Origin of the sequence: Leeuwenhoekiella sp. LLG6367-2.1, assembly GCF_045055775.1 — a bacterium.
Taxonomy (GTDB): domain Bacteria; phylum Bacteroidota; class Bacteroidia; order Flavobacteriales; family Flavobacteriaceae; genus Leeuwenhoekiella; species Leeuwenhoekiella aequorea.
In genome coordinates, this window is the sequence record NZ_CP159331.1 from 2,373,230 (window position 1) to 2,386,034 (window position 12,805).

At 36.8% G+C, this 12,805-nt stretch carries 6 protein-coding genes; 3 read left to right on the top strand and 3 right to left on the bottom strand.

All coding sequences use genetic code 11. The features are described from left to right. Positions 1 to 78: 78 nt before the first annotated feature. From ABVM53_RS10825 to ABVM53_RS10835, 3 genes are all read right to left on the bottom strand, one after another. Positions 79 to 2,478 (bottom strand): glycoside hydrolase family 31 protein, encoded by a 2,400-nt coding sequence (locus ABVM53_RS10825; RefSeq protein ID WP_405325954.1) that lies wholly within the window; start codon positions 2,476 to 2,478, stop codon positions 79 to 81. An 88-nt stretch (positions 2,479 to 2,566) separates the two neighbouring features. After that, the gene (locus ABVM53_RS10830; RefSeq protein WP_405325956.1) at positions 2,567 to 4,456 is read right to left on the bottom strand and encodes a RagB/SusD family nutrient uptake outer membrane protein; all 1,890 of its coding nucleotides are present in this window, start codon (positions 4,454 to 4,456) and stop codon (positions 2,567 to 2,569) included. A 13-nt stretch (positions 4,457 to 4,469) separates the two neighbouring features. Continuing rightward, entirely contained in the window at positions 4,470 to 7,655 is a 3,186-nt protein-coding gene (locus ABVM53_RS10835) for a SusC/RagA family TonB-linked outer membrane protein (protein WP_405325958.1), read from the bottom strand. A 248-nt stretch (positions 7,656 to 7,903) separates the two neighbouring features. On the opposite strand from ABVM53_RS10835, the gene ABVM53_RS10840 reads away from it, so the two are divergent. From ABVM53_RS10840 to ABVM53_RS10850, 3 genes are read left to right on the top strand one after another with little or no spacing between them, the layout of a single operon-like run. Continuing rightward, the gene (locus ABVM53_RS10840) at positions 7,904 to 10,633 is read left to right on the top strand and encodes a glycosyl hydrolase (RefSeq protein WP_405325960.1); all 2,730 of its coding nucleotides are present in this window, start codon (positions 7,904 to 7,906) and stop codon (positions 10,631 to 10,633) included. A gap of 24 nt (positions 10,634 to 10,657) precedes the next feature. Further along, positions 10,658 to 11,782 carry a glycoside hydrolase family 88 protein gene (locus ABVM53_RS10845; protein ID WP_405325962.1) on the top strand — a complete coding sequence of 375 codons (1,125 nt, stop codon included), beginning with the start codon at positions 10,658 to 10,660 and terminating at the stop codon, positions 11,780 to 11,782. 44 nt (positions 11,783 to 11,826) lie between these two features. Continuing rightward, a complete protein-coding gene (locus ABVM53_RS10850; protein ID WP_405325964.1) occupies positions 11,827 to 12,744 on the top strand; it encodes an alpha/beta hydrolase in 918 nt (305 codons plus the stop codon). Positions 12,745 to 12,805: the final 61 nt, after the last annotated feature.

Consider the following 12,805-nt stretch of genomic DNA (forward strand, 5'->3'; position numbering starts at 1 on the left):
AAAAGTAATATATATTATAAGTTAAATTACAAATCCTATTTCTATTTAAGTTACTTTAACATTTTCTGCAGAGTGCTTTCAATTATTGATTACAATTGAGCTGTCTTTTTTATTGGGAAAAAATAACAGGTTTAAAACTTCATTTTTAAATGTAAAGTTATCTGTAGGTTTACCATCAATGATTATGGATTTTGGTTCTTTTAATGAATGAATTTTAATATTATATTTTCTGTTTTTCAACTTATAGTTATTTCTTTCAGATGTTATTGCTAATACCACTGAATTCGAATTGGTAGACAAAGAAAATGTTGTCAATGAAAAATTCTCTTGTTGATACTTTAATGATTTGCCATCATCATCGTATAGAGCGAACTTACCATTCGCATTTGCATAAATGTCAAGGTTAATAGTTGTTGGTGTTTTAACTCCTAAAGTTTGTTCTAGAGGTTGAGTAGCAATGATTGCACCTTCTTTTATAAATATTGGCATTTCATCTAATGGACACAGAATATTTACATACTGCTTTCCTTCATATTTTTCTTTAGTCCAGAAATTTATCCAATTACCCTCAGGGAAATAAACTACTCTAGTTTGTGCACCTTTTGTAGTAACTGGGCATACCATAAGGTCGTTACCAAGTAAATATTGATCTGTTATTGTATAAACATTATTATCATTCTGGTAATCGAGCACTAACGCGCGCATTAGGGGCGAGCCATTAATATGATTCTGATACATTGCGCTATATAAATAGGGATTCAGTCTATAGCGTAACTCATCATATTTTTTAAATATTGCTAGAGCTTCTTCTCCATAATTCCATGGTTCTTTATAATTGGGGTGCTCCATACCAAAAAGATGGGCAATAGGACTTAGTAATCCAAATTGCGTCCATCTAATATACAATTCGGGGTCTGCCACATGTTCAAAACCACCCATACAATGCGCCCAGTTACTCACTCCAGATAAGCCAATATTTAGACCTGCTTTAATTACGGGCTCAAAATATTGCCACTCACTAGGCCAATCCCCAGCAAAAATAAAGGGATAGCGTTGTATACCTGCGTATCCTTCACGCGTATGATTCATACCACGCTGATTATTATAGTTTTCAAATTTCTCATAGGGAGCTTTTGCATAAGCCAGCGGAAACAAATTATGAAGTCGTTTGATTTCTTCTCCCTGCGGACCAGTTTTATCACTTTCATTGGCTTTCCTTCCAAAAGCACTTCCTTCGTCCGTCTTAAAAAACATAGCTCCAGCATCTGCAAGTCGTTTAGCACCATTCTCCCACCACCAGTTAACAGCTTCTTCATTAAAAAAATTCACAAATTCTCCAGAATTATTAGGCTCAGGGTATACAAAACCTGCCAAACGTGCTTTATCGAGTAGATCCAGCTTATTACCATTATCAAAACGAGGTCTTACATGTACGCCTACCATACTTAAGTCTTGTGCATATAGACTATCAAACATCGCTTCCGGATTTTCAAATGTTTCTCTCCATTCAAATGTAGTAGCACCACTACCACCATTTTTACCGAAAATACGCCATGTAGAATCGAGATGTAAAATGTCTATAGGAATGTTTAAAGCTCTAAATTTTTTTACAAGTTTAATAGGATATTGGTCTGAAGTCATTTCTTCGTAACCCCAAGTTCCGCCACTATAAGTACCAACGTGCAAACCTAACGCAGATTTAGGAAGTAATGGAGATTTACCGGTCAAGGAAGTATAGTGATTTAATATAGAAGGGAAATCGGGTCCGTAGATAAAGTAATAGTCCAGTTCTCCACCTTTTGCTTCAAAACGGTATACATCATTAGCGGTATGTCCCATATCCCAGGACGTTTCAAATGAGGTATGAAAAAATATTCCATAACCTCTAGTGCTCATAAAAAATGGAACAGGGCTGTAGTTTGCCTCAAGTACATTGTATGCTCCTACTATATGTGGTAGTCCTTCTCCACGACCCACAGAAAGATTTGTTATTTTCCCTCTTCGGTCCAAAAAATCCATACGTTCTCCAAATCCAAAAAAGTGCTCGTCAGCAAAAAGTTCTTTTTGAGTACCCACCTGTTTATTTGTGATATAGTTTCCGAAATTAACATCTTTGGAAAGTACTTTTCCGGATTGATCTTTAATGGTAATCTGAACAGGGTTTTTAGTCACCTCAATAGTAAGGTGCGATGTGTTTAACTCTAATACATCTGTTGATTCCTTTAGATCCCAATTAATTTCTTCCCAATCGTATTTTGTAACCATATAAGATTCGTTAGGTTCAAAATTGCCATTCCAAGAGGTTCTAAATCTTACCATATCAGGAGTGCAAATTTCAATGCGTAAATAACCCTCAGCCGTTTTCATTTGTATGTGTTTGCTATCCCGACTCTCAATAGATTGAAAATCGCCCAATGTAGTTTGAGCTGTTAGCGATGCTGTAAGCAAGAAATTAAGAATAAAATTAGATAAGCGCATAATATTTATGTTGAAAGTATAAACACAAATAGTCAAACACCATATATAGTGTTTGACTATTCTCTAAGTTAATCAGGACCATCGATTATTAGAATCCTGGGTTTTGCATAGCTTGTTTTTCATTAGGAGATAACGATGCGCCGTCAATTTTGAGAGCATCAAGGTATGATTGTGGTACAGGACGTAGCAAGAACTTTTCACTCACATTTGCCGCTGCATCAGGATTAAATGCTTTAGCTCTGCTTATTAAACGCTCGGTTCTAGTTAAATCTACCCATCTGTAAAATTCACCCATCAATTCACGTGCTCGCTCATTGAGTATAAATTCTACAAATAAGTCTGCTTTAGATCCAGCACCTGTAGGGTATAATTGAGAATTAGCTTCAGGTGTACCGGGTGTAAAATAAGCCTCGGTAGCTTGCATAGCCTCTGAGGTACTGGTTTGAGTATCAAAATCAACTTCAGTTTCAGTAAGATAATAAACATAACCTCGATCTTCCCCGGCTTTATAGGCTGCACGCTCTCGTAAATCATTGATATATCCAAGGGCTGTACCGTATTGTCCCATTCTACCATAAGCTTCTGCTGCTATTAAATAGGTTTCTCCCAGACGTGCTATAATTCCGTCACGTGTTCCTTTTGCATCGTTAAAATTGGTTCTAAAAGGATCTGCATATTTAAGCAGTGATGGGTAGGTACTTATATTATAATCTGTAGTTTGATTACCATTCGCATCTACCGCATATCTAGCGACAACAAGAGGAGCTAAGGTCGCTTTATAATCTGGTGTAAAACGTGTGTCACCAGGCTCATTCACAACATAAATGGCTGCAGTATCACCTACATTAAATTTTAATTCTCCAATTAAATCTGGACTTGGTGCAGTTGCTGCTGTCCATCTAGGTACTGAGTTTGTATTCTGAGCGATATAAGACGTTTGAAAACTCTTGTAAAATCTGGAGTCATTTACGCGGTCAAAATTGTCAAGGCCGTATTCTGTAGGCTTTAAGCGTTGAAACTCCCGTCCATCTGCCAAATTACGTGTCATACCTGGAAAAAAGCGATAAACTGATAGAAAATATAAATGAGTTTGATTTCCATATCGCCCTAGAAGAGCCTGTGTATTATCAAATTGCGCAGCTAATAGAATTTCAGATAATTGCTCGTTAGGACCATTTACTGCTGTATAATTAAAGATATCATAGTAATTAGTTGCAAGACTACGTTCACTAATTACTTGATCGGCTATTGTAGCCGCCATTTGCAAATCATTAGGCTGAGTAATTTCAGCATTGAGTTCACTAGCTCTTGTAAGATAAGCTTTTGCTAAAAAGTGACGTGCAGCAGCTTTTGTAAGACGTCCTTCCTGAGTTTCTTCAGTGGGTAGCATTTCTACAGCCTTTGTTAAATCGTCAATTAATAGATTAAAAACATCAGCTTTAGGTTGTCTAGGAAAGTCTGCACGATCTGTAGTTATAGGTTCTGTCGAAATAGGCACATCTCCAAATTGAGTTACTAAATTATAATAATTGAATCCTCTAAAGAAGTAAAGCTCGCCCATACGTGTATCTTTTAAAGATGGGCTATCTGCCAGTACTTCAGGTATTTTAGAAATTCCAATGTTTGCAAGATTTATCTGTGCATACATATTGTTCCAATAAGGAGCAAGATTGTCTGATTCTGTAGCGTCTAATTCACTACTGTATTGATTCCATTTAATGTGATTAGTTCCTCCACCATTTGTAAAGGTGTCTGTTCCATAATTTGTAAGAACATAGGACCACTCATAATTAAAATGAAAGCGTAGACCCTCATAAGCACCATTAACCAGCTCTTCTATACCTTCTGGACTATTATAGCGTTCTTGGGTTAAGACTGCGACGAGTTCTTCTTGAATAAAATCATCACTACAAGAGCTGTAACTCAGAGGTAAAGCTGCAAGTGCGCAAAATGTTAGTGTTTTATATAAATTTTTCATTCTATTTTTTTTTTTAAAATGTAACGTTAAGACCTAGCACGAAACTATTTGTTGTAATTGAGGAAGCACTGTTGTTTGACCCACCATTTTGAAAACTACTGTCAGGGTCTAAGAAATCTGCTTTAGAATATAACCAAGGATTGATTGCCTGAGCGTAAACTTTCAAATTAGATAAACCTACTTTTTCTAACGATTCTCTATCAAAATTATAACCAAGAGATACATATCTTAGTTTTATGAAAGAACCATCCTGGTAATTCATAGCACTATAATATAATGGTTGCCCGCCATTATTGTAATTAGGACGGGGATATTCATTTGTTGGATTATTCGGTGTCCAGTAGTCAACGGCTCTATGTACATATTGACCTTGTAGATCTACTGCCCCTCCTCTTATTGTAGCACCCCATTCTGAATATAAAAAGGCAGACAAATCCCAATTTTTATAACTAAACGTGTTAATAAGTCCTCCTATCCATTCTGGATTACCATTCCCAATTATTTGACGATCATTTGTAGGATCTATAATTCCATCATTATTTACATCCTCAACCCGTATATCTCCTGGCTCATAATCGGCACCATTCGCATTATATCTAGCAATTTCATCAGCATCTGTAATTTGCCATATACCTATTTTTTTAAAATCATAAATAGCTCCTACTGGCTCACCTATAAAATAACCGTTATTAATATCATCATCAGTACTGCCATCTACCAAGGATACAATTTCGGTACGATTTGAAGTAAAGGTTAAATCTGAAGTCCATCTAAAATCAGGACTTTCAATATTTACTGTAGAAAGTGCAAATTCAAATCCAGTATTTTTGGTTTTTCCTGCATTAACTGTAATAGAGCCATATCCAGTAACAGAGTTAGGGGTTTTTCTCAAAAGAATATCATCTGTATCTGCTACATAATATTCAATAGATCCTGTTATTCTTCGGTTTATAAATCCAAAATCTAAGCCTAAGTTAATTTGTTTAGTATGTTCCCAACCCAAATTTTTATTAGGTAAACTTCCTTGATCAGAACCCTTAGGATCTCCTACGACATAACCTGGAGCAGCTATAGAACCAAATATATAAGGCAACCTAACTAAACCTCCAGAAGTCGAGTAGGGGTCTACTGCTTGATTTCCTACCTCTCCGTAGCCCAATCTTAATTTAAACTGATTGATCCAGTCTATATCTTTCATGAAATCTTCTTCTTCCATTTTCCACCCTAATGCTAACGATGGAAAGAAATCCCATTTATTATTTTCACTTAGAACTGAAGCGGCATCTGCTCTACCTGTTACCGTAAGTAGATATTTGTCTAAAAGACCATAATTAAAGCGAGCCATGTATGAGGTAAGTGTTCTCTTAGTATAGCTTGATCCCCATCCATCAAGAGCTCCTCTATTAGTAGAACCTAAGTTATACCACAGTTGACTGTCATACGGCAGATCTGAGGCGGTCATATCATTACTTTCTCCAGTTACTCGTGAAGAACTCTGTAGTAATGTAATTCCTAAATTATGTACATCATTAAAGTTTTTATCATAGTAAAGTAAATTCTCGAGGGTCCACGATACGCTCTCACTAGTTGAATAACGTGCATAATTTGTAGAAGAAGAGCTACCACCACCACGTAAACTAGATGCGGCACTTTGAAATTGCCCATTTCTAAAATTACGTATATCTGGGCCAAAAATAGTTTTGAATTTTAATCCATCCGCAATCTTTAATTCAGCAAAAAAACTTCCAAACATCCGTGCTGTCTTACGTTCATTCATCACTTCGCCAATATCTCGAATAGGGTTAATTATATTGGGATTACCGCCTGGATTAAAAATATATTCACCATTCTCATCATAAGGCTGGGCGTATGGTAATTGTCCTAGTGAAGCTTCGTATAAAGTCCTTGAACCTCTAGAGCCACCAGCAGAATAACCATAATCTTGAACAGAATAACTGGTGTTTATGGTTCCTCCAATTGTAAACCAATCAACTGGTGATAATTCTAAATTCATTAAAGCACTATAACGAGTATATTCTTGACCAGGAACAGTACCTTGCTGATCCAGATATCCTGCAGAAATATAGGCCTTCATTTTTTCAGAACCCATGCTTCCGCTTATGTTATGTTGTTGAAGAATCCCAGTTTGTTCTGCAAAATCTGTCCAGTTTGCAGTAGGTATTTGTGAGCCATCATAAACAGGAATTTCACTCACTCCAAATTGAGCTTGCTCCTCTGCAGTAGTAGGTCGCATTTGTACAATACGAGCATCTCGGTCAACCCAAGAGTAACCATCTAAAATATTATTTAGAGCAGTCTCATCTCCTCCAAAATACTGCGTATCTAAGGTAGGATCTGCATACCCCTTTCCTTGATATAAACCTGCCCCTCGTAGTGCATCTCTTCTGTATTCAGCATAGTCACCAGCATTCCAATAATCTGCAAGATTGCGTATATTTTCAACAGTAACATTTGTACTGTAGTTTAGCTGAAACCTTCCATCTTTACCGCTTTTTGTAGTAACTAAAACCACACCATTGGCACCACGGGATCCATATATCGCTGTGGCAGAGGCGTCCTTCAGAATTTCAACAGATTCAATATCGTTAGGGTTAAAAGCTTCCAAACCTCCAGATTGTAAAGGAACTCCATCTACTACATATAATGGACTACTATTTCCACTTATAGAACGTTCCCCACGTATACGTATTGATCCTATTTCACCAGGTCTTGCATTAGATGAGATATTTACACCCGCAGCTTTACCTTGTATACCTTGCAATGTGTTTTGTACTGGAAAATCATTTAATTCTTCAGATGATACCTGAGATATAGCTCCTGTAATATCAGATTTTTTTTGCGTACCATAACCTACGACAACAACTTCATCCAATACAGAACTATCCTCTTCCAATATAATAGGATAAGTAGAAGAGGAGCCAACTATTAGCGAAATCGATTTCATTCCTACAAAAGAAAAAAGTAATGTCTGCCCTTCACTTACCGAAATATTATAATTTCCATCAAAATCTGTTTGCGTACCAGAGGATGTTTCTTTAATTAAAACATTTACACCGGGTAGAGGCATTCCTTGGGAATCTGTTACTGTGCCCGAAACATTTTTATTTTGAGCCCATAACGGAGTTGCGAGCAACAAAAGGCTAAAAATTAGTAATAGGCGTTTTTGCGTTTGTTTCATATTTGATTCTAATTTGTTGAGATAAGCTTAAGTTTTGAATTTATGTTAAAAGTAGTTAAAGATTTAAGTTGTGCTATCCTGTACTTACCGGGCTGTACTATCCTGTGTTTTGTTAATTTTAAATTTCATTATTGTAGTGAACCCTAACAGGACGGCACAGGACAGGGGGATTCAATAATAAACATATTTTTAGCATAACTACATAAAGATGTAGTTCAAGAATATTTTTAGATATCAAGTTAAGTGTCATGAATAACTACTCGAAGTGTATTTCCTTTTTAGCATTTATATTAGTACTAAGTTGTAAAGCACCTGAATTATCAAAAACAAATGCTAGCATCTGGCCCGATACTAAAAACACCACAAAACCGTGGACGCGATGGTGGTGGATGGGAAGTGCTGTAGACAAACCCAATCTTCTAAAACATCTTATAGCCTTTCAAAAGGCAGGTTTGGGAGGTGTAGAAATTACTCCTATATATGGTGTTAAAGGTGAGGAACAGAATTTTATAGACCATCTTTCGCCTAAATGGTTGGATATGCTAGATTATACCATTAAAACTGCAGACAGTTTAGGACTGGGAGTTGATATGGTTTTAGGAACTGGTTGGCCGTACGGCGGACCGCAAGTCTCTCGGGAATATGCAGCCACTAAGCTGGTGGTACGTAATTATAGAATTAAAAAAGGAGAATTTTTCAATCAAGAATTAATACCAGAAGCGACAGAAAAGCAACCTGCAACACTTACAGCCGTTTTAGCCTATGATTCTAAGGGAGGTTTTAAAGACTTGACAGCTCAGACTAAATCTGGAGTATTAAATTGGACACCACAGGATTCAAATTATAACGTTTATGCACTATTTACAGGTAAAACTGGGCAGCAGGTAAAACGCTCAGCTCCTGGTGGTGCAGGCTATACATTAGATCATTATTCTACAGATGCTTTTGAAGCGTATGTAAAACCTTATGATTCGGCGTTTGCCCAACTAAATGGGAATCTACGTGCTATTTTTAATGATAGTTATGAGGTATATGGCACAGACTTTACTCCTAAATTCTTTTCATTTTTCAAACAAAATAGAGGCTACGATCTTAAACAGTACATCAACCTTTTATTAAGTGAAGAGGATGAAGAACTTGGCAATCGAGTAAAGGCAGATTATAAGTATACTATCTCTGAATTGTTACTTACACAATTTGATGAACCCTGGACGCAATGGGCTAATAAGGGTGGATTTAAAACTAAGTTGCAAGCACATGGTTCACCAGGTAATCTTATCGATTTATACGCTTCAGCAGATATTCCGGAATGTGAGACTTTTGGCTCTATGCCCTATGATATTAAGGGATTTAGACGTGAAGCAGAAAACATTCGATCAGGTGATGCAGACCCCGTAATGCTTAAATTTTCATCTTCAGCAGGGCATATTGCAGGCAAACCTTTGATTTCCTCTGAGACATTCACTTGGTTGCGGGAACATTTTAAAACAGCGCTATCACAGACAAAACCTGAAGCTGAAGAGTTATTGCTTAATGGTGTTAATCATATCTTCTTGCATGGATCAACATATTCGCCAGATCGAGCCGGATGGCCGGGGTGGAAATTTTATGCTTCGGTTAATTTTAGTCCAAAAAATACGATTTGGGAGGATGTACCGGCGATGTTTTCCTATTTGACAAATGTCCAATCGGTTTTACAGGAAGGTAAACCAGATAATGAAATCTTATTATATTGGCCTATACACGATGAGTGGAATAAATTTCAAAAGGGTAAATTGTTTTTTGAGTTTAAAATTCATTCACTCGATGAGTGGTTGCTAGGTACTCCTTTTTATGAAACCACACAGGAGTTAATGCAAAAAGGATACGGCGTAGATTTTCTTTCAGATAATTTTTTAGAGCAAATAGAAGTACAAAAAGGGAAGCTTGTTTTACCTGGAGGAACCTATAAATCACTAGTAGTGCCCGACACCGATTTTATGCCTTTAGCAACGCTAAAAAAATTAATAGAATTAAAAAATCAAGGTGCTTCTATAATCTTTAGAGGAATGCCTGAAAGTGTTCCTGGATTTTTTAACTATCAAGAAAAAGCCAAGGAGTTAAAGACGCTTATTGAAAGCAATTCTCTTACAGAAGCAGACCTAGATACAGGCCTGCAAGCAGCTTCAGTGTATCCTGAAACATTAGTGAATACAGGTCTAAAATTCATACGACGTGATGTTGATGGAAGCAAAATTTACTACTTGGTAAATCATACAGCTAATATGATAGATCAATATATTCCGCTTGCAGGAGAAGTCGATAATGTGATGATCTTAGATCCACTCACTCGCAAAGCAGGCGCAGCACGTACTATAAAAGCAAATGGTATATCTACCGTTAAAGTGCAAATCGCATCTGGCGATGCATTAATTCTTAAAACAAATACCTCAGCAATTAAAAATGATTGGGTGTACTCTGAGGCTATTAATACAGGTGTGGAGTTAACAAATTCTTGGGAAATTAAATTTGATAAAGGTGGTCCTGTTTTGCCACAAACTACGGAATTAAAACAATTAAAATCCTGGACGACCGTAAGTGAGGATGCTACTAATTTTTCAGGAACTGCTACGTACACAACAATGTTTAATACACCAGATATAAAAGCAGATAGTTGGCGATTAGATTTAGGTGATGTGAGGGAGAGTGCTGCGGTTTGGTTAGATGACAGGTATATAGGTACAGCCTGGTCTGTGCCCTATAACTTAGATTTAGGTAAACTGGATGCAGGAAAACATACTTTAAAAATAAAGGTGACAAATCTTGCGGCAAACAGACTTCGAGCTAAAGAACTACGTGGTGAAGAATGGAAAATTTTTCACGAAATTAATATGGTAAACAAAGATTACAAACCTTTTGACGCGACTGTGTGGGAGCCTACACCTTCCGGTTTATTAGGTCCTGTAAAATTGATTCCGCTAAAAGTAGTAACCAAATAACTTGATAAAATAAAGAATAATCAAATGAACAAAACTATTGCATTGCTACTTTTTGCAGCTTTCAGTATCAACTGTGCAGCTCAAAAAACAATAGACCGTAACGATATTTTAGCTACAATGGAATTGACAAATTCCTATTTTATGCAAAAATGGCCAGATGTAGGCAAAACGATTATTACAAACAAAGAACGGCCAAGTCACATTTGGACCCGTGGCGTATACTACGAAGGATTGATGGCGCTCCACGAAATTTATCCTAAAAGTGAGTATTATAAATATGCACTAGATTGGGCAAATTTCCACGATTGGGGTTTTAGAAGTGGTAATGAGACTCGTAATGCTGATGATTATGACGCAGCTCAAACATATATTGACTTGTATAATTTGCAGCCCGATCCTGAAAAGCTAAAAAATACACGAGCCTGTATGCAGAAGTTTTTGCATACGCCACAGAATGATGATTGGGATTGGATTGATGCTATACAAATGGGAATGCCTGTTTTTGCTAAAATGGGTGTGCTCGATAAGGATCCACGTTATTTTGAAAAGATGTATGAAATGTATATGGAAAGCCGAAATATAATAGGTGGCAAGGGCTTATATAATGCTCAAGACGGACTCTGGTGGCGAGATGCCGATTTTGATCCGCCATATAAAGAGCCTAATGGCGAAGATTCATACTGGAGCCGTGGGAATGGGTGGGTGATTGCTGCCTTAGCTAAAACGCTTTCTATAATACCTGAAGAAGCACCACATCGTGAACAGTATGTAGAAGATTTACAGGCTATGGCAAAAGCTTTAAAAAAGGTGCAACGTCCTGATGGGTTTTGGAATGTAAGTTTACACGACCCTACACATTTTGGAGGTAAAGAGACCTCAGGAACTGCTTTGTTTGTATACGGTATTGCATATGGTATTAACAATAATTTATTAGACCGTGAGACCTATTTACCTGTAATTACTAAAGCTTGGAATGCGATGATTTCAGATAGTGTACATGAAAATGGCTTTCTAGGTTGGTTGCAATCTACGGGTAAAGAACCTAAAGATGGTCAGCCATTACGTTATGATAAACAACCTGATTTTGAGGATTATGGTTTAGGTTGTTTTCTTTTGGCAGGTTCAGAAATGTACCGCTTAGAAATTTAAAATGTACTAACAACAATTAATAATTCTTTGTTTAACTTTCTAGTATGAAATTAAAAATAATCTTAATGAGCTTATTTATAAGCAACGGGTTACTGGCACAAGAAGAAGAAGTTAAACTATGGGAGGTAATACCGGGAAGTATTGCAAACAAAAAGTATAGTGAAGAAAAACAATACGAGGGAGATCAAATACGAGGTTATAACAAGGTTTCAGAACCTACACTTACTATTTTTACTCCAGAAGTAGGGAAAGCTAATGGCACTGCAGTGATCATTTGCCCAGGAGGAGGTTACAGTCATCTTGCGATTAATAAGGAGGGTTATAAATTAGGCGAATGGTTTGCAGAGCAGGGTGTTACAGGATTTGTATTGAAAAACCGGTTGCCTAATGACGCCATTATGGAAGACAAAACAATTGGACCTTTACAAGATGTACAACGGGCGATAAGATACGTTCGGCAACATGCTGTTAAATACCATTTAGATTCTTCAAAGGTGGGAGTAATGGGCTTTTCGGCAGGTGGTCATTTAGCCGTTACTGCTTCAACATTATATGATGAAAAAGTTTATGAAAGTGATGAAGGAGTATCTGCAAAACCTAATTTTTCCGTATTAATTTATCCTGTTGTAAGTATGAAAAATGAAGTCACCCATAAGGGCTCTCGAGATAATTTATTAGGGAATAATCCAAACGCTGCCTTAATTAAGAAGTATTCAGGAGAGGAACAGGTTACTATTAAAACTCCAATGACTTTTCTAGTTCACGCCAGTGACGACGGTGCCGTTCCCGTTGAAAATAGTATCAATTATTTTTTGGCTTTAAAAAATGTAAAAGTGCCTGTCGAGATGCATATTTATGAAGATGGTGGTCACGGTTTTGGGATGGGACGTTCAACTACTGCAGATTCTTGGCCTGAAGCTTTAAGTCTATGGCTCAAGAAACACAGTTTCATTACAAATTAGTATTACTCATTTAAATTTTAACCGGCCTATTTAAAATCTAGCATATAAATTGAAGTGAAGA

Coding starts and splice junctions, on each gene's coding strand:
- ABVM53_RS10825 (WP_405325954.1), bottom strand. CDS start 2,478: ATGCGCTTATCTAATTTTATTCTTAATTTCTTGCTTACAGCATCGCTA.
- ABVM53_RS10830 (WP_405325956.1), bottom strand. CDS start 4,456: ATGAAAAATTTATATAAAACACTAACATTTTGCGCACTTGCAGCTTTA.
- ABVM53_RS10835 (WP_405325958.1), bottom strand. CDS start 7,655: ATGAAACAAACGCAAAAACGCCTATTACTAATTTTTAGCCTTTTGTTG.
- ABVM53_RS10840 (WP_405325960.1), top strand. CDS start 7,904: ATGAATAACTACTCGAAGTGTATTTCCTTTTTAGCATTTATATTAGTA.
- ABVM53_RS10845 (WP_405325962.1), top strand. CDS start 10,658: ATGAACAAAACTATTGCATTGCTACTTTTTGCAGCTTTCAGTATCAAC.
- ABVM53_RS10850 (WP_405325964.1), top strand. CDS start 11,827: ATGAAATTAAAAATAATCTTAATGAGCTTATTTATAAGCAACGGGTTA.